Annotated in this window: 14 protein-coding genes and 2 riboswitches; of the genes, 1 reads left to right on the top strand and 13 read right to left on the bottom strand. The window is 51.0% G+C overall.

The window, feature by feature from the left end; translation table 11 throughout:
* Positions 1 to 180 precede the first annotated feature (180 nt).
* From C7R94_RS00495 to kdpF, 7 genes are all read right to left on the bottom strand, one after another.
* A complete protein-coding gene (locus C7R94_RS00495) occupies positions 181 to 1,056 on the bottom strand; it encodes an arginase family protein (protein WP_106778013.1) in 876 nt (291 codons plus the stop codon).
* Positions 1,057 to 1,106: 50 nt separating this feature from the next.
* Positions 1,107 to 1,832: a hypothetical protein gene (locus C7R94_RS00490; RefSeq protein WP_106778012.1), complete on the bottom strand. Its 726-nt coding sequence runs from the start codon at positions 1,830 to 1,832 to the stop codon at positions 1,107 to 1,109.
* Positions 1,833 to 1,844: 12 nt separating this feature from the next.
* Complete coding sequence (locus tag C7R94_RS00485; protein WP_106778011.1) at positions 1,845 to 4,175, bottom strand: universal stress protein; 2,331 nt, start codon at positions 4,173 to 4,175, stop codon at positions 1,845 to 1,847.
* A 21-nt stretch (positions 4,176 to 4,196) separates the two neighbouring features.
* Complete coding sequence (gene kdpC, locus C7R94_RS00480; protein ID WP_106778010.1) at positions 4,197 to 4,760, bottom strand: potassium-transporting ATPase subunit KdpC; 564 nt, start codon at positions 4,758 to 4,760, stop codon at positions 4,197 to 4,199.
* A gap of 35 nt (positions 4,761 to 4,795) precedes the next feature.
* Entirely contained in the window at positions 4,796 to 6,835 is a 2,040-nt protein-coding gene (gene kdpB / locus C7R94_RS00475) for a potassium-transporting ATPase subunit KdpB (RefSeq protein WP_106778009.1), read from the bottom strand.
* 75 nt (positions 6,836 to 6,910) lie between these two features.
* Positions 6,911 to 8,584, bottom strand: a complete 1,674-nt coding sequence (gene kdpA / locus C7R94_RS00470; protein WP_106778008.1) for a potassium-transporting ATPase subunit KdpA — start codon at positions 8,582 to 8,584, stop codon at positions 6,911 to 6,913.
* A gap of 61 nt (positions 8,585 to 8,645) precedes the next feature.
* Positions 8,646 to 8,723: a K(+)-transporting ATPase subunit F gene (kdpF, locus tag C7R94_RS30925; protein ID WP_106778068.1), complete on the bottom strand. Its 78-nt coding sequence runs from the start codon at positions 8,721 to 8,723 to the stop codon at positions 8,646 to 8,648.
* A gap of 747 nt (positions 8,724 to 9,470) precedes the next feature.
* Positions 9,471 to 9,617, bottom strand: a riboswitch (cyclic di-AMP (ydaO/yuaA leader).
* 241 nt (positions 9,618 to 9,858) lie between these two features.
* Here kdpF and C7R94_RS00455 point away from each other — a divergent pair.
* Complete coding sequence (locus tag C7R94_RS00455) at positions 9,859 to 10,227, top strand: Na-translocating system protein MpsC family protein (RefSeq protein WP_047073825.1); 369 nt, start codon at positions 9,859 to 9,861, stop codon at positions 10,225 to 10,227.
* A 57-nt stretch (positions 10,228 to 10,284) separates the two neighbouring features.
* Here the strand turns inward: C7R94_RS00455 and C7R94_RS00450 are convergent, their stop codons facing one another.
* The 6 genes from C7R94_RS00450 to C7R94_RS00420 form a co-directional block, all read right to left on the bottom strand.
* Positions 10,285 to 10,695: a hypothetical protein gene (locus tag C7R94_RS00450; protein ID WP_106778007.1), complete on the bottom strand. Its 411-nt coding sequence runs from the start codon at positions 10,693 to 10,695 to the stop codon at positions 10,285 to 10,287.
* 18 nt (positions 10,696 to 10,713) lie between these two features.
* Positions 10,714 to 11,649 (bottom strand): glycine betaine ABC transporter substrate-binding protein, encoded by a 936-nt coding sequence (locus C7R94_RS00445; RefSeq protein ID WP_106778006.1) that lies wholly within the window; start codon positions 11,647 to 11,649, stop codon positions 10,714 to 10,716.
* On the bottom strand, positions 11,646 to 12,485 hold the full coding sequence (locus C7R94_RS00440; protein ID WP_106778005.1) for an ABC transporter permease: 840 nt from the start codon (positions 12,483 to 12,485) through the stop codon (positions 11,646 to 11,648). The genes C7R94_RS00445 and C7R94_RS00440 overlap by 4 nt, the downstream gene beginning before the upstream one ends.
* Positions 12,469 to 13,695, bottom strand: a complete 1,227-nt coding sequence (locus C7R94_RS00435) for a quaternary amine ABC transporter ATP-binding protein (protein ID WP_106778067.1) — start codon at positions 13,693 to 13,695, stop codon at positions 12,469 to 12,471. Before C7R94_RS00435 ends, C7R94_RS00440 begins: the two co-directional genes overlap by 17 nt.
* A 393-nt stretch (positions 13,696 to 14,088) precedes the next feature.
* A riboswitch (cyclic di-AMP (ydaO/yuaA leader) is annotated at positions 14,089 to 14,235 on the bottom strand.
* 749 nt (positions 14,236 to 14,984) lie between these two features.
* The gene (locus C7R94_RS00425; RefSeq protein WP_047073809.1) at positions 14,985 to 15,185 is read right to left on the bottom strand and encodes a copper ion binding protein; all 201 of its coding nucleotides are present in this window, start codon (positions 15,183 to 15,185) and stop codon (positions 14,985 to 14,987) included.
* A 63-nt stretch (positions 15,186 to 15,248) separates the two neighbouring features.
* Positions 15,249 to 17,669 (bottom strand): heavy metal translocating P-type ATPase, encoded by a 2,421-nt coding sequence (locus tag C7R94_RS00420; protein ID WP_106778004.1) that lies wholly within the window; start codon positions 17,667 to 17,669, stop codon positions 15,249 to 15,251.
* Positions 17,670 to 17,769 lie beyond the last annotated feature (100 nt).

Genomic DNA, 17,769 nt, shown 5'->3' with positions numbered 1-17,769 from the left:
GCGTGGTCCTCTTTTTAAAGTGGAGACTGGGTAGGCGTTGTCAAGGTCTGCGAGCCCTGTGCTTTTTCTTCTCACCGGCTTTCTTGGCTAATCGGTACCTTTTAAAACTTAGGAAGATCCCCAAAAAAGAGCTCGACAGCCTGAACGAATCAGAACTGTCGAGCTCACTCGCTATCGAAACTATTTGATAGATGGGAGGGCTTTAGCACGTGCAGCTAGTGCCCGGGCCAGCAACTCTACCAGCTTCTGCGCATACTCGCCAGTAGTATCCCTTGCTCCTGAGAATTCCGTCACTTCCATACTTGTCACGCGCGAATCTCGCAAGACAGTTGCTAGTAATGCCTCCGCTTCGGACAGCGACAATCCTGTCTCGCTTGGCGAATAGGCAGCTGCCATCGCGTCTTTGTGCATGATATCTACGTCGAAATGAACGAGGATTTTGGCATCAGGCGGGATCGATTGGAGCATATGAGAAACTCGTTCCACTAGGCTTCCCTCTGTGAGCTGAGCCAAGGTCATGACGTCAACGCCGAAAGTCTCTGCTGGCATCTGCTGGCAGCCGACAAGGCGGATTCGCTCTGCATTCCAGCCGCTTGGCTCGATCCATTGTCCGCGATCCTGAAGCAAAAACCACAATCCCATCCCTGCCGCACCAATACAGCGAGAAGCCGATGGAACTACTGCATCGAGATGACCGTCAAGCACGAGCAGATACGCTTTTTCGTGATACCGAGACTGATGAGCCTGTGCCGTTGCAACGACCAAGCTGCAATCGCCGCCGAGCATCAAGACAAAGTCGTCTGTATCGAGCCACTCTTGCGCGTCCTTTTGCAGCAAATCCCAGAACATGCGCGGTGCCGGCCAGTTGCGAACTGGTGGAATATTGTGGCGAGGCAAATCATCCGGAAGCTTCAGATTCCCTACGTCCTGCACGCTCAGACCACGCTGCCGCAACTGCTCGATCAATCCTGCGCTCCGCAATGCATCTGGAGCAAGCTCTGTGCCCGAAATGTAAGCCCCTGTGAAATGCGGGATACCAGCTACTTTTACTTTGATAAAAAGTCCCTCCCAAGGAAATTCATCGTATGACCATCCCTAAAAGTATATCACAGCTTGGCTTGCAATAATTGGATGAGATCATTGACGGACGGCCGCAGCCAACGATCCGGCAAGGAAGCTTTTTCCCCGCGCAGCAATTGGCAAGCAAGCGCATTCGGATGGACATCCGCACTTAAAAAATACACTTGGTGCACAGGCTGCGGGAGAGCGTCCATGACCTCCACACATTTGCTGACATACGTTTGCAGCGCGTCCCGATAAGCGGGAGTCGTTAATGCCGCACCACACCACACATCAATTCCGGTTAACGCCTTGGCATGAGCTGCATCCAAGCTTTTCGCGAGCGAGCAGACAACGAACAGCAGCTTCTCTGGCGCCAGCTGGAACCGCTTCTGATACTGCTTGGCAAAACGGGCAAGCGTTGCATTCCAGGACGGAGTATCGTAGCTGCCGAGATCAGGGATGCATTTGAGTGCCCCGACTAGCTGCTCTTCCCTCTTTATAAACAAGAGACCGTCAATCACTTGAAACGAAAGCCCGGTCAACTGCCTGGACAAAAAATCACCCACCCGCTCATGCATGACGCGAGAGATTCGCTGTGAGGATTTGCGCTTTAGCTTTTGCCGTATGCGTACCTCTTCTTCCTCCAGGTAGACCCGTATCAGCCTGGAAAACAAATCTGCCTCCGTAGTTGGCTCTAGTATCAGGCACTCCAAACGGCTATAGGCGTCTGCCACGCTTTGATCCCATTGCCCTTCTTTTTCTGTGCCCATCATTACCCTCCCTCACATCATATCGGGTGCGTGATCAGCCACGACCAGCACATCCATGTGTCGGACCTCCCGCAATAATCGCTGGATGACCGAGCCTTCGAGAATTTCCTTCCAGCGGGTCCGCGCCGACTGCCCGATGACGACCTGCGTCGTTCCTTTTTCGTTCATATGCCAAACCAGCCGGGTAAAAACCTTGCGTCGGGAAGGGGCTTCGTACCGTTCGAAGCTGCCACCGAGCCTCTCTGTCAGTGCCTTCAGCTTCGCCAGCTGTGTCTCTTCCTCTTCCGTCAGCGACAGATGATCCTGCACGTAAGCTACATGCCACGACGCCTTCAGCCGATAGGCAATTCGAAACCCTCGGCGAATCAATCGTTCACTGTCTGCGCGCAAATTCACACAGACAAAAATAACTTCCTGCTGCCGCCAAGGCCCGCGCAGCGTTCGTCGTTCCCATGCCTCCAAGCGTTCGTCGACGTCGTCCGCCACTTCCCGCAAGGCCAGCTCTCTTAATGCGATCAAATTCCCTGTTTTGAAAAAGTTGGTCAGCGATTGCTCCACCTTTTCCATCGCGTAAATATTGCCCTCCCGCATCCGCTGACGCAGTGCTCTGGGTGAAATGTCAATCAGCTCTACCTCATCTGCCTGATGCAGAATATGGTCCGGCACCGTCTCTCGCACGCGAATTCCCGTGATTTGCTCGACGCTGTCGTTTAGGCTCTCGAGGTGCTGAATGTTCATCGTAGATATGACAGAAATACCCGCAGCCAAAATCTTCTCCACATCGTGGTAGCGCTTCTCATAGGCGCTCCCCGGCACGTTCGTATGTGCCAGCTCATCCACCAGTACGACCTCCGGATTTCGCCGGATAATTTCGTCCGTGTCCATTTCTTCTAGCGTCACATTTTTATACGGAATGCGCTTGCGCGGAATAAGAGGAAGTCCCCCTACCTGCTCAATGGTTTCTTTTCGTCCATGCGTTTCCAAAAGCCCAATCACCACGTCGATGCCATTTTCAGCGAGCTCGTTGCCTTCGCGGAGCATCGTGTACGTCTTGCCGACACCAGGTGCGGCTCCTACATATACTTTTAGCGTCCCGCGCTTGATTTTACCGATTTCTTGCTGCATCTCCTCATCGGAGAGCCGTCGGTACGGATTGGGCGTTTTCGCTTTTTCTCGTTTGGTCGGCATGACGCGCTCACCGTCCCGCTCGGAACGATCTGCCACGATCAAGATATCAATATTTTTCGTTTGCCGAAGAATCTTATGGACGATGGAGCCATACCATATCTCTTCCCAGCGCGTACGCTTGGACTGCCCCATGACGATTCGGGTCACATTATTCTCCATCGCATAGGCGACGAGCTCGTTTGCTACGTCCTTTTCACGTGCAAGCATCTGCTCTTCAAAGGTACCTCCGACTTTGTCCACGAGCTTTCCGATGGCTCTCTTAAAAGTCACTTCTTCCTTCGTCAGTTTCTTGGATAAAGGGAGGAAACAGACGACCAAGAGCTCTCCGCCGAGCCGCTTGGCAACCTGTTGTCCGCGCCGTACCAATATCGAGCCGTTCCAATGATACTGAGCAGAAACCAGCACCTTTTCTGTGGCTCCTGAAGCCCCTACCATGCCGTGCTTCTCCCGATAATCCTCCAAATCCTCGTTTACGCCCGTAGCTACGAACCGAAGAGCGAGTTCCCGCAGCACATGAAGATTGTCTCTGCGAAACAACGGATGCTTGGTTCGAATCGGGTTGCGATCGTCTTCTTGCAGCCTCTTGAGAATGGCTTCTGGCGTGACGTCGAGCAATTTCACCTCGTCAGCCATGGCAAGCGTATCCTCAGGGACACACTGGTCAATCCGCACTTCTGCCTTCGTCAGTCGCTCCGCCATTTCTTTCATCCCGGCCAATTCGTAAATGTTGACCGTCGCAATCACACTAATATTGTGGTTCAGCAAATACTGAACATCGTCCAGGCTAGTTGGACGCGGGGCATCTGGACGATTGCGATGAGCCAAACCGTCTACGAGCACGACTTCCGGATCTCGCTCGATAATAGCTGCAACGTCCAGATCATGCCTCGCTTCCCCGAGGGAATACCAGATGATTGGCTGGATTTGCTCCAAGCCCTCCCTCTTTTGCGCCAGCTTGGGATGAGCCGCCTCACCTGAGCCAGCTACGACCACATCAATCCTTTTTTTCTTGAGCGACTGCCCTTCCATGAGCAGGTGATAGGTTTTACCTGAACCACTGACAGCCCCCAGAATGATTTTCAGCCTGCCCCGGTGCATTCTGGAGATGGACTGCAAGATTTCCTCCGGGGACTTTCGCCGATACTGCTCTACCATCTCGCAGCCCTCCTTCATTCTTTACTTCTTCAATGTGTCCAAAGCTATATTCAGCTTCACTACATTGACACGCGGCTCTCCGAATACCCCTAAGCTTCTTCCCTCTGTATTTGCTTCAATCAGAGCCTGTAGTTGTACCGGTTCGAGATTACGCGCCTTCGCTACACGCTCTACTTGTATCTGGGCAGCCTTTGGCGAGATATGCGGGTCCAGACCGGAAGCAGAGTTGGTCAGCAAATCAGCCGGGATGTCTTCCTGCTTCACGCCAGGATTCGCTGCCAGAAATGCGGCAATATCCTTTTGCGTACGTTCGATCAGGGCCGGGTTGGATGGCGCGTAGTTGTTCGAGCCGGAGCCTGACGCATTGTTATCAATAGAAGAAATGCGTCCCCAGAAGTACTTCGGATCAGTGAAGGTTTGCCCAATCAGCTCGGAGCCAACCACCTTGCCGCTTGCATCCGTGATGAGACTACCGCTTGCTTGTGCAGGCATGACAACCTGTGAAATTCCTGTCATCGCCAGCGGATAGGCGAGGCCGCAAATCAGCAGCAAAACGAGGCTGAGACGCAAATTTTTTAAGATCATATCGATTCACCTGAGCTTTCTTTTTTCAATATGAATTACACCAGATTCAATCCAGCCAAAATCAGGTCGATCAGCTTGATACCCACGAACGGAACGATAATTCCTCCCAGACCATAGATCACCAGATTGCGGCTAAGCAGCTTTGTCGCGCTCATTGGCGTGTATTTCACACCTTTCATCGCCAACGGAATCAGGATTGGGATGATGATCGCATTGAAGATCAACGCGGACAAAATCGCACTTTGCGGTGTAGCCAGACCCATGATGTTGAGCGCACTCATTTGCGGGATCGCCAGCATGAACATCGCTGGAATGATCGCGAAGTATTTCGCTACGTCATTGGCGATACTGAACGTCGTCAATGCCCCGCGTGTCATCAAAAGCTGCTTGCCAATCGCCACGACCTCGATGATTTTGGTCGGGTCAGAATCCAGATCGACCATGTTCGCTGCTTCCTTCGCCGCTACCGTACCCGTGTTCATTGCCAAACCAACGTCGGCTTGTGCGAGAGCTGGCGCGTCATTCGTACCGTCACCTGTCATGGCGACCAGCTTGCCTGCCGCTTGTTCTTTGCGGATCAGCGCAATCTTATCCTCCGGCTTGGCTTCCGCTACGAAATCATCTACACCAGCTTCACGGGCAATTGTCGCTGCTGTCAGCGGGTTATCTCCCGTGCACATGACCGTACGAATTCCCATGCGCCGCAGCTCTTCAAAGCGTTCGCGCATCCCTGGCTTTACGGTATCCTTCAAGTAAATCAGACCGAGAATCGTATTGCCTTCTGCTACAGCCAATGGCGTGCCGCCCGCCGTTGCAATCCGGTTTGCTTTTTCATCCAAGTCAGCAGGGATGTTGCCCCCTTGCTCTGCCACGTATTTTTTGATGGCGTCGACGGCCCCTTTGCGGATGAGGACACCGCCTGCCAGATTCGTCCCGCTCATTCTTGTTTCAGCGCGGAACTCTACACCTTCGGAACCGGGTAATTCCAGTTCAGCAGGTGCCAGCCCTTGTTTTTTCGCCAGCTCTACAACAGAGCGTCCTTCCGGTGTTTCGTCATGGACCGAGCTTTGTGCAGCTACTCGGTTCAATTCCGTGCTTTTGCTGTTGCCTACCGTGACAAACTCGGCAGCCATCCGGTTACCATGCGTGATCGTTCCCGTTTTATCCAAAATAATGGTGTTGATGTCGCCAGATGCCTCAACCGCTTTACCAGACATGGCGATGACGTTAAACTGCGTGACCCTGTCCATACCCGCAATCCCAATCGCTGACAAGAGTCCGCCAATCGTAGTCGGAATCAAGCAAACGAGCAATGCAATCAGTGTCGCAACCGGAATGGCTGCATTTACATAGTTGGCAATAGGCAGCAAGGTCGTGCAGACGATCAGGAAAATCAGCGTCAAGCTGACCAACAGCGTATTCAACGCGATTTCATTCGGGGTCTTCTGTCTTTTCGCGCCCTCTACCAACGAAATCATCCGATCCAAAAACGATTCGCCGGGATCAGTCGTCACCCGGACGCGGATGCGGTCACTGACTACACGTGTGCCTCCCGTGACAGAGCTGAAATCTCCACCTGCTTCTTTAATAACCGGAGCAGATTCACCCGTAATCGCTGATTCGTCCACAGAGGCGACACCCTCGACGATTTCCCCGTCGGATGGAATCAGCTCGCCTGCTTCCACGATAACCAGATCTCCTTTTCGCAGTTCTGTGGAACTGACGACCTGAATGCGGCCATCCTTCCCCACTTTTTTTGCTTGCGTGTCCTGCTTCGTTTTTTTCAAGCTCTCTGCCTGTGCTTTGCCGCGCCCTTCTGCCAAGGCTTCTGCGAAGTTGGCGAACAAAATCGTCACGAACAGGATCAAGCTGACGATACCGTTGTAAAACGGGTCCGAAGCTCCCCCAAATAAATTGGGCACAAACGTCAGGAGAAGCGTAATGAAGAACCCGATCTCTACCACGAACATGACAGGATTTTTCATCATTACACGCGGGTCCAGTTTTTTGAAAGACTCGACAAAGGCCCGCTGGTACAAATCTTTAGGAAGCGCAACCGTGCGCGTTCTACTCATGGAAAATTACTCCTTTGCCTCTAGTATTCATGTTCATATCGATGTTCAAAAAGTCGGCTTTTGAACTTTCTCTTATCATCGGATTGTGAGCCACTCGGCGATTGGACCGAGAGCAAGCACTGGCAGGAATGTCAATGCACCTACGATCACCACAGTCGCAATCAAAATCACCGTGAATACACTATTGTCTGTGCGCAGTGTACCCATCGTTTCCGGTACTGGCGTTTTTGCGAGCAAGGAGCCTGCTACCGCCAGCATCGTAATGATCGAAACGTATCGACCGAACAGCATGACGAGTCCCGTAGAAATGTTCCAGAATGGCGTGTTGTCGCCCAATCCTTCAAAACCGGAACCGTTGTTGGCTGCCGAAGAAGTGTACTCGTACAGCACTTGTGAAATGCCGTGGAAGCCTGGGTTCGATACTGCGGACGATCCCATATCTGTTGCCAATGCAATGGCGGTTGGCGCCAAAATAATCAGGGGATGAACGAGAATCGCGATGGCGATCAGTTTCATCTCTTTTCCTTCGATCTTGCGGCCGAGGAATTCAGGCGTACGCCCTACCATCAGGCCCGCCAAGAATACAGCCAAAATCGCATACATCAAAATGTTAATCGTTCCGACGCCATCTCCGCCGAATACGCAGTTGAGCATCATTTCACCGAGCGGAACCAAGCCGCCAAGCGGTGTCAATGTATCGTGCATGTTGTTCACGGTTCCTGTCGTTGCCGCTGTTGTCACGGCGGTGAACAAGGCGCTTTGTGCGATGCCAAATCGAACTTCTTTCCCTTCCATGCTGCCCATTTCTTGTGACAGGCCAGCTCGGCCCAGCGCCGGGTTACCGTTTGCTTCATTGGCATATGCCGTGATCAGGAACGCCAGAAACATCACGAACATCGCTCCAAAAATAACCCAGCCTTGCTTGCGGCTCTTCGCCATGAAGCCGAATGCGAATGGCAGTGCCGCCGGGATCAAGAACATCGACAAAATTTCGATCACGTTCGTAAGCGGTGTCGGGTTTTCAAACGGATGCGAAGAGTTTACCCCGAAGAATCCTCCTCCGTTTGTTCCGAGATGCTTGATTGATACGAGTGAAGCGACCGGACCGCGAGCGATTTGTTGCTCCGTTCCGCTAATCGTTGTTGCTGTCGCTGTCGGCTCCATCGTCTGCGGGACGCCTTGGGACACCAAGAGCAGTGTCACAACAATTGCCAGTGGAATCAACACCCGTATATGAGCACGCACCAGGTCAACGTAGTAGTTACCGATGCTGCGCTGCCCTGTCAGCCCGCGCATGAAGGCCATTACGACCGCGATCCCTGTCGCTGGCGTCGTAAACATCAGGTAAATAATGACCAGCATCTGCGATAGATACGACAATCCGCTCTCCCCGCTGTAATGCTGAAGATTCGTATTCGTCAAAAAGCTGACGGCTGTGTTAAAGGAAAGCAACGGCTCCATCGCCGCGATTCCACTCGGGTTTCCAGGCAGCATCCCTTGCAAACGAAGCAAGAGATACGCAATCGCTACCATTGAAATGTTGCTGACCAGAACAGCCATTGCGTACTGCTTCCAGGTCATATCTGCTACGCGGATGCCAGACAGCTTGTATATCGCTTTTTCCACCCCGCCAAAAACACGGTCCAGACGGGTCGCCTCCAGCGAAAAGGAGCGTGCCAAATATTTTCCCATCGGTATGGCGAGCACGAAAAGCACCACCAAAACCAACGCTATTTGTATAAAGTCCACGATAGTTCCTCCTACTCCCTCTAAAAAATAGCTCCAAATAATCGAATGATTCGGGTAACCTCTAGTACTTCTCCGGGTAAATCAATGCGTGGCACAGGTACACCGCAAGCCCTGCCATAATCAAAAGCAACCAGATCATTTCTCTTTCCCTCCCTGTTCTCTTACCACGGCGTCACAAAACTTGATGAGTGCAAAAAATACACCGAATGAAAGCGCCAAGAGCAGTATGGAAACCACGTCCATGCCATGTCCCTCCTTTTTTGCCGTACGAATTATTCCGTGAAGTCTGGCCGACTCGTCTCTCTCGCTATCCCCTGTACGAGCTTTCTTTTAAAGGTAGTTCAAAAAGTCGTCTTTTGATCACGTAGTAGTCCTGAGGGCTTATGCGGCATCGAAAGAGCCGTTCACCTTCAAAGTCCGGTGCTCATGTAGGTCCCCTACACTCCGCTCCTCCTTCTTCAGGTTCACGCCACTTTCTCGGTGCTGAAAAGCCAACTTTTTGAACACGCATTTTTTGAAGAAAACCTGCCATTTGGGATAAAAAAATAGACCAATGCTTACGATTTCCCCGAAAGATCGCCACATTTGACCGAACGAAAGATAAACAGACGAAACAAGTCGCCCGCCTTTTCGCGGCAAATAAAAACGATCCTTTGTATCGGAGAAAAAGTACTCATTGGTCTACCTAACGCCCAGCCGACTTGAAGTTGCCTTCTTTGCGTTTTGTCTCCCGTTTCCTTTTTCAAAAAAACAGCTATTTACTTGTAAGTAACAACGGTCATTGGCCGTTTTTGAGCAAAACGAAAAGACCTGCATTACGTTTTGAGTCACCCCTTGTCGTCCCTCCATGGAAAACAAAAAGGCCTCCTCAAATAGGCGGTCTTTAGACCTCCCTCGCTTTAGCCGACGAAGTTAGCTGACGGGTAGGATGGCGAAAGAGTGTCTCATCCCTCCCACGATTCATGCGTGGGATTAACCCCTACTGATTGGGTCCTCCGTTCCCGAGTGCCTCGGGATTTGGCCATATTTGCAATTGTTGGTTACGAATCTCATTATACGTCCGGCATAATCGAATGTTAATGTCCTATTTCAGTCTTTTTCACACGATTTTTGCATTCTTTATCCGTGTAAGCGATTTAAACCTATCAGGCCTCATCCGATCATGATATTTCATCGTTTCTCTTGCGTTTTCACATTATCAGCCTATTTGTTTGACAGCCTCTAGACAGCTGAGTAATATTAGGCACAATGATAAATTATGGGAGGTATGGCGTTTGGCCATCTCTAACAAAAAAAAGCTGGAAGCTGAAATCAGCGAAGCATTCATAAAATTTCAACGCGAGCTAATTGGACGAGGTCCACAGGAAGCCAAGACCTACATCGTCGGTGACATGGTCATCGCTAGATTCAAGGGCGTTCTCACCGTCGAAGAAAAGCATCTGTCCAGTCATGATAAAGGCCGCCGCATCGTCAAGGAAATGCGCGAGGTTCTCCGTGAAATGTACAGCGAAGAATCGGAAGAAATCGTAGAAAAGCTGACCAACTGCAAGGTACTATCGAGTCATAGCGACATCAGCACGAAGATGGGTGAACGGATCGAGGTTTATGTACTGGACAAGGACCTCGAAAAAATGTTGGGCTAATTTCATGCAAACAAGGCTCCGCCTCATTTTCAGGCGGAGCCTTTTCTATTCCTCTCTTTAGCCACTCATCTGTTCAGCCAACCATCCGTAGCCTTTATACCCGGGCTGGCTCACGATGACGTGATTTGCCCCGAGCGCCTTGTATAACATCGCGTTCCGATGCTCCTGCGTCATCACAAAAATCCGGCAGGTGCCCAGCTGCTTGAACAGTGTAAGCAAGTCGCGTCCCTCCGCCCACTCATCGGGAAAGATGTAAACGGAATGGTAGAGCAGCAAGGATTCCTGATCACGGTAGCACTCTTCAAATGAAATGGGCAAAAACCGCTGAATCGTCTTGTCTCCAGGCCCGACCGTGAATGAGAAGGCACCGGGATTCTCCACCCAAAAAGCAGGCAAACTGTCGCTGCATAGTGTCTGGACAAAAGAAGTGAATGCTTCTCCCTTGCCCATTACAAAATAATGCTTCATAGAGCACCTCCCCTTCCCTTATTTGAGGTCCTCAATGGACGAGATGTTCATGTACGTAGGAACCACGAGTCCGATTTTGGTTCCGTCGAGATTTGGACCCAAATCCTCGATTTGCCCAGCAAATTTTTTCAAATAGCTCGTATCTGTAGACGGCAGCCACGCCGCAACCATTCCATCTACATCCCCAATGGCCACTCCTGCCCACATCGGTCCAGTCTGCACCTGACTCAATTCGACCTCATACCCCAGCTTCTGCTCCAGCACATGCTCTACGACGTGCGTGCTGGCAATCTCGGAATCCCATGCTACATAGGCGAGAGACAGCTTCTCTTTTTGGACAGGCTGGATGCCCTCCACCCATTTCGCTACTTTGGCTTCGTTGTTTTTTACCCATTCCGCAGCGGCCACTTCCGGATCTTTTCCGTCAATCATTTGAACCATGACCGATTCCATATCAGCTGGCTCCCACCAGAACTTATCCAGAAATTGATAGGCAGCAGGCTGATCCTGTTTCAGCCCTTTGCGCACGATGGTATGGATTTGTTCCGCTCCGCCAAAGCCGTTCTTCGGGTCCGCCAAGTATTTCAAATCCATCTTTTTAAACATCCAATGCGGCGTCCAGCCCGTAATAATAATCGGCTCCTTCGCTTCGTACGCCTTGATCAAAGCTGCTGTCATCGCTGCATCTGAGCCTTCGACAAGCTGCCATTTATCCAAGCCATACAGGTTCATGACTTCCTCTGTCTTCACCATCGAGCCTGCTCCTGCGTCGATTCCGATGATTTTGTAGTCGAGCTTTTCTCCTAGCGCGTTGTCCGACGTCTCAGAAGCAATAGGACCGACCACCGTTGCTGTCGGTATTTGTGTGTTTGTGTTTTGACTGGAGCAGCCTGCAAGCCAAGCAGTCGCCCCCATCATCACTGCCAGTAAAGCTGGAACCATTTTGTTCATCATGTGTTTCGCTCCTTTTTTCCTGCATATTGGGTAAGCCGATCCAAGACGATAGCGATAATCACGATCGATAGCCCGGCCTCGAATCCTCTTCCTATATCCACTTGCGATACAGCTCGATATACGTCTGCCCCCAAGCCTTTCGCCCCGATCATAGCCGCTATGACCACCATCGACAGGGCGAGCATGATGCATTGATTGACCCCCGCCAAGATCGTCGATTTCGCATACGGCAGTTGCACTTTCACGAGCTTTTGCCACCCAGTTGCGCCAAAGGCGTCCGCCGCTTCCTCCAATTCCGCTGGGACCTGACGTATGCCTAAGTTCGTGAGACGCACGATTGGCGGCAAAGCAAAAATAATGGAGGCGATGACTCCCGGCACCTCGCCCAAGCCGAAGAAAAAGATCGCGGGAATCAAGTAAACGAACGCTGGCATCGTCTGCATCAAATCAAGTACTGGTGTGACTAGATTGCGAAACGTATCGTGTCTCGCGCAAAGAATGCCCACCGGAATCCCGATAACGATCGAAATCATGGTGGCAGTGAGGACGAGTCCTAATGTCTCAATCGTTTCATCCCAGTACCCCAAGTTGTGGATGAGAGAAAGTCCGATAACCGTAAAGACCATTGACGCTCTCCCTGCAAAAACCCACGCAGCGGCCCCTAGCAGCAAGATGAGAATCAACGAAGGTATCTCCGCCAAAACCGTGGAACAGTAAGTCACCATCGTGGAAATGACGATAGCCACTGGATCAAACAATACCCCTTTGTACTGTCCCAGCACCTCCACGAACCCTTCCATCCAACCGCCAATCGGTAGCTTAGGCACGGCGTCCATTACTCATCACCTCTGCTCTCTGGTGCTCTTGGACATTGACTTTGCCTACCAGCCCGCCTAGCACCGCTCCTTTTACGATGACACCCAACAAACGCTGCTGCTCGCCCACTACAGCAATCGGGACGTGCAGGTCTGCCATCATCGGGAACAAACTGTGCAGACGTGCGTCAGGTGGAATGGTAGGGAGGTCAGTTTTCATGATCTTCTCCAGCGAATCTCCCGTACCGATCGCGAGTGAAACGTCATACGCCGTAATCAAGCCGAGCAGTGTGCGCTTTTTGTCCACGACGTACAAGCTGGACACACCGTTATCCATCATGAGTTGCAGCGCCACTCGCGCTCCTTTGTCAGGCGTGATTGCTTCTGCCCGTTTCATCACATTTTCAGCAACGAGAACCCTGGACAGGTCAGCATCCTCTACGAACTTCCGCACGAATTCATCCGCTGGGTCTGCCATGATTTCTTCCGGGCGGCCGATCTGAATGATCTGTCCGTCTTTCATAAAGGCAATCCGATCTCCCAGCCGCAACGCCTCGTGCAAGTCATGCGTAATGAACAGGATCGTCTTTTTCATTGTCATCTGAAGCTCCAGCAGCTCATCCTGCATATCTTTTCGAATGAGCGGGTCCAGTGCACTGAACGCTTCGTCCATCAAGAGAATATCTGGATTATTAGCCAACGCCCGCGCCAATCCGACCCGCTGGCGCATCCCTCCGCTCAATTGATCCGGGTACGCATTTTCCCACTCGGTTAATCCAACGAGCGCGAGCGCTTCCCGTGCTTTTTCTTGCCGGAGCCCGGGTGGAACCTGTTGAATCTCCAATCCAAACTCGACGTTTTCTCGTACCGTCCGCTGCGGAAACAGGGCGAAATTTTGGAAAACCATCCCGAGCTTCTTCCTCCGTGCCTCGCGTAAAGCTGCCGCCTTCATGTCCACGATCTCTTCCCCATCGATCTCGATGCTTCCGCTCGTTGGGTCAATTAGTCGATTACACATTCGAATTAAGGTTGATTTGCCACTGCCGGACAGGCCCATGATGACGAAGATTTCACCTTCTTTGACTTCAAAGCTGACCTGATTGACCCCGATGGACTGGCCGGTTTGCTTGTAAATTTGTTCTTTTGTTCGTCCTTCTGCCAGCAGCTTCAAGGCCAGCTCGGGGTGCTTCCCGAACACTTTTGTCAGTTGATGGACTTTCATTTTGGACATGGTATCCCTCATCTTTCGTTTTTTCGTAAATGAAAAAAGCCCGCGAAATTTCCACACTCCAGCAAAACCAAGCATGCACGCTTGATTTTTACTCGTGTTGAAAATCCGCAGGCCTACGTAATACCTGGCGTCCATTTTCAGGACTCCCTGTACTCTGTCTTCCTGATTTTGATTGTCAGCAGTTTATGTCGTACCGACTGCCTCCCAGCGATCCACACTATTTCCTTCACGTCTGTATCGCATAAGCTGCTCATCGGTATTTCCATAAAAAATAGGCCGATCCATTCTTTTTCTCCAGAACAAAGGTCCCAAAGAAAAAGCCTGCATCGGCCTATCACACGCCCGCAAGGACCCCCCTTGTTGCGCATTATATGCCTAGACTTTATCCATCCATGACCTTCCCTGCTTTGGCCGACGAGGTTAGCTGACGGGTAGGATGGCAGAGAAGACATTTCCTCATCCCTCCTGATCACTCAGGATTAACCCCAAAAGATTGGTTCCCCCGCTTCCGAGAATCTCGGAACTAGGCCGTATGTGTTTTGCTGCTTATTTGATTGTGATTTTGATTTTGATTATACGCTCACTTCCAGTTATTGTGAACGTTTGTTTAGCACGGTTTTAACCGAATGACAGCTTTCTTTATGAGTCGGATTAGATTAGCTGTTAGTTGCTCACTCGATCAAGATATTAGTGCCTAATACTCGCTGTTGTGGTGGGGAGGAAACAGGAGAAAACGCTCAGATTCTTGGAACCCCTGCGCGGGAGCATGGAGTGCCCGGCTCCGTGAAAAAAAGAGAAACCGCGTCCAAAGTAGTTCATTCAAGATGCATTTCAGAGGTGGACGCTAAAATCAGTTTCTCTTTTTTTCACTACGCCTCGGTAGGTGTGTCCAAAGATCTTCGCTTATTTCTCCTGTTTCCTCTACGAACTGCTGAGTTTCTACATACATTTTAAAAGACAGCTTGAATGCTGCTTTCAAAATGTAGTAAAAAGCCGCTTGGGAAGAAGAACATTTCCAGTCCTAGCGCCTCTGGAGCCCTACCTAGCTCCGAAATGAATGGCGGGGGTTTTCAGCTTCAACCTCTGCGAATACATCTTCGAAACTCTACTTTTGAAGCGCTCCCGGCATTCATTTCGGAGCGGACAGTTTAACCCCTTGCGGGGCGTAGGCCGAAGCGTAGACTGGAAATGGGCTTCTTCCCCTCCACTACAGCCACTTTTATCTCAACACCAAAAAGCCCCTGCCTCATTGAATGAGGCAGGAGCTTTGCTTTTCAAAGACACGATGATTAAACGACGTCGTAACCTTGGTCTTCGATTGCTTCTTTCACTGCATCGAGAGTCAGGTTGCTCTCGTTGTAGGAAACCTCAACCTTTTTTTCAGCCAGGTTTACTTTGCCTTCTGCACCCAGCTCTTTCAATGTGTTCTCGATGCGCGCTACGCATTTGTTGCAAGACATGCCTTCTACATTCAATGTGATATTTGTCATGATCAATCTCTCCTTAAATGATAATTGTATAGATAAGGCGGACAAAGCCGCTTGTTGCTGTTGTTACAGCTTTACTCGTTGCAGTCTCAGTGCGTTGAGTACAACGGATACGGAGCTGAAGGCCATTGCGGCACCGGCAAGCCATGGAGCGAGGAAGCCGATTGCGGCAATCGGGATACCCAAGGTGTTGTAGGCTAATGCCCAGAACAGATTTTGCTTGATGTTGCGAATGGTGAGTTTGCTCATCTCGATGGCGTCTGCGACACTGGTCAGTTCGCCGCGCATCAGGGTAATATCGGCGGCTTCCATAGCCACATCTGTACCTGTACCGATTGCCATACCGACGTCAGCGGTAGCAAGTGCAGGAGCATCGTTGATACCATCGCCGACCATCGCGACTTTTTTGCCTTGTTCTTGCAGTTTTTTCACTTCTGCGGCTTTGCCTTCAGGCAGGACTTCTGCGATGACGTGATCGATTCCTGCTTCACGGGCAATGGCCTCGGCGGTTTGACGGTTGTCACCGGTCATCATGATCACAGTCAATCCCATCGCTTTCATGCGCTGAACAGCTTGCTTGGAGGTTGGCTTGATCGTATCCGCTACGGCAATCAGGCCAGCGAGCTTGCCTTCGACGACTGCGAGCATCGCCGTTTTACCGGAGCGCTCCAGTGCCAGCATGGTATCAGACACTGCTTGGTACGAGATTTGATGTTTTTCCAGCAAGCGGCGGGTACCGACGAGTACTTCTTTGCCAGCGACGGTTGCCCGGATACCGAACCCAGGAATCGCTTCAAATGAACCTGTATCCGACAGGGTGATTCCTTTATCTGCAATACCTCGAACGATGGCTTGAGCCAATGGGTGCTCGGAGTTTTTCTCAGCGGCGCCGACCAAAGAGAGCAGCTCTTGTTCTTCGATATCAATGGCGATGACGTCTGTCAGTTCTGGCTCACCTTTGGTTACAGTCCCTGTTTTATCGAGGACGATTGTATCCAGGTGGTGAGCAGTCTCAAGATGCTCGCCTCCTTTGAACAGGATGCCCAGCTCAGCTGCGCGTCCAGAGCCCGCCATGATCGATGTCGGTGTTGCCAAACCGAGGGCGCACGGGCAAGCGATTACGAGTACGGCAATTGCTTTTTCCAAAGCCTCACCGAAGTTGCCAGGTATAACGAAGAAGTACCAGATTAAGAAGGTAAGAATGGCAATCCCTACTACGATTGGGACAAAAATCCCGGAGATGCTGTCAGCTACTCGCTGAATCGGTGCTTTTGTTCCTTGTGCTTCTTCCACTACTTTAATGATTTGCGCCAGAGCTGTTTCTTTTCCGACTTTGGTTGCCTGGACCTTCAAAAAGCCGTTTTTGTTCAAAGTGGCGCCGATGACGGTATCACCTGCGGCTTTATCCACCGGAATACTTTCACCAGTCAGCATGGATTCATCAACTGCGGACTGCCCTTCCATGACGATGCCATCGACAGGTACTTTGTCGCCCGGCTTCACGTGAACGACATCGCCCAGTCTCACTTCTTCTACAGGAATGGTCATCTCGACGCCATCTCGTACGACTACTGCTGTTTTTGCTTGCAAGCCCATCAGCTTGCGGATCGCTTCCGAAGAGCGCCCCTTTGCTTTCATCTCAAACAGTTTACCCAAAACGATCAACGTGATCAGTACCGCACTGGTCTCAAAGTACAGCTCGAGCATGTGGCCGCCATGAGCACCGATGGAGTTGATCGCGACCCATAAACTGTAGAAATAAGCAGCCGATGTACCGAGAGCAACCAGCACATCCATGTTGGCACTCTTGTTGCGAAGGGCTTTGAAAGCTCCGACGTAAAATTGTGCTCCAATGATGAATTGTACCGGTGTGGCCAATGCGAGCTGTACCCACGGATTCATCAAGCTTTCAGGCAGCCAGATAAACGAGGTGAAGGAAAAGTGGCTTACCATCGACCAGAGAAGCGGGAGTGACAGAATCGCGGAAATCCAGAATTTGCGGGTCTGCCGTTTGATTTCTTCCTGGCGACGATCTACTTTTTCTTCTTCTTTTCCTTCTTCCTTGCGAGTGGCCTGATACCCTAGCTTCTCTACCTTTTGAATAATGTCCGTCACACTTACCTGTGAGGAATCGTACTCGACAGTGGCTGTTTCCATCGCCAGGTTCACGTTTGCCTTCAGAACCCCAGCTGTTTTGTTCAAGCCTTTTTCGATCCGTGTGGAGCAAGCCGCACATGTCATTCCCGAGATGTTTAGCTCCACCTTGTCAGTGACGACGCCATAGCCGAGCGATTCAATTTTGGAGCGGATGTCGTCTATGTTCGTTTTCGTTGGATCGAACACGACTGTGGATTTTTCCAAAGCCAGATTGACGTTGGCGGTCTCTACACCCTCCATTTTTCCCAAGCCCTTTTCGATGCGCAGTGCACAAGCTGCGCAAGTCATCCCTGAGATTGCGACTGTTGCCTCTGCTGTTTTAGCACTCATTTTAATCCCTCCAAATACCCTGTAGGGGTATAATATATCGTAACGTTTCCCTTACGTTGTTTCCTGATCACACCTTTACTATACAATACCCCCTCAGGGT

Origin of the sequence: Brevibacillus sp. NRRL NRS-603, assembly GCF_003013445.1 — a bacterium.
GTDB lineage: Bacteria > Bacillota > Bacilli > Brevibacillales > Brevibacillaceae > Brevibacillus > Brevibacillus formosus.
Note: the sequence above shows the minus strand (reverse complement) of the source record. Positions and strands in the feature narration are given on the sequence as shown.

Excerpts from the sequence above, each read along its gene's own strand:
- C7R94_RS00490 (WP_106778012.1), bottom strand. The coding sequence starts at position 1,832 with ATGGGCACAGAAAAAGAAGGGCAATGGGATCAAAGCGTGGCAGACGCC.
- C7R94_RS00485 (WP_106778011.1), bottom strand. The coding sequence starts at position 4,175 with ATGGTAGAGCAGTATCGGCGAAAGTCCCCGGAGGAAATCTTGCAGTCC.
- kdpC (WP_106778010.1), bottom strand. The coding sequence starts at position 4,760 with ATGATCTTAAAAAATTTGCGTCTCAGCCTCGTTTTGCTGCTGATTTGC.
- kdpB (WP_106778009.1), bottom strand. The coding sequence starts at position 6,835 with ATGAGTAGAACGCGCACGGTTGCGCTTCCTAAAGATTTGTACCAGCGG.
- kdpF (WP_106778068.1), bottom strand. The coding sequence starts at position 8,723 with ATGATCTGGTTGCTTTTGATTATGGCAGGGCTTGCGGTGTACCTGTGC.
- C7R94_RS00450 (WP_106778007.1), bottom strand. The coding sequence starts at position 10,695 with ATGAAGCATTATTTTGTAATGGGCAAGGGAGAAGCATTCACTTCTTTT.
- C7R94_RS00445 (WP_106778006.1), bottom strand. The coding sequence starts at position 11,649 with ATGATGAACAAAATGGTTCCAGCTTTACTGGCAGTGATGATGGGGGCG.
- C7R94_RS00440 (WP_106778005.1), bottom strand. The coding sequence starts at position 12,485 with ATGGACGCCGTGCCTAAGCTACCGATTGGCGGTTGGATGGAAGGGTTC.
- C7R94_RS00435 (WP_106778067.1), bottom strand. The coding sequence starts at position 13,695 with ATGTCCAAAATGAAAGTCCATCAACTGACAAAAGTGTTCGGGAAGCAC.
- C7R94_RS00425 (WP_047073809.1), bottom strand. The coding sequence starts at position 15,185 with ATGACAAATATCACATTGAATGTAGAAGGCATGTCTTGCAACAAATGC.
- C7R94_RS00420 (WP_106778004.1), bottom strand. The coding sequence starts at position 17,669 with ATGAGTGCTAAAACAGCAGAGGCAACAGTCGCAATCTCAGGGATGACT.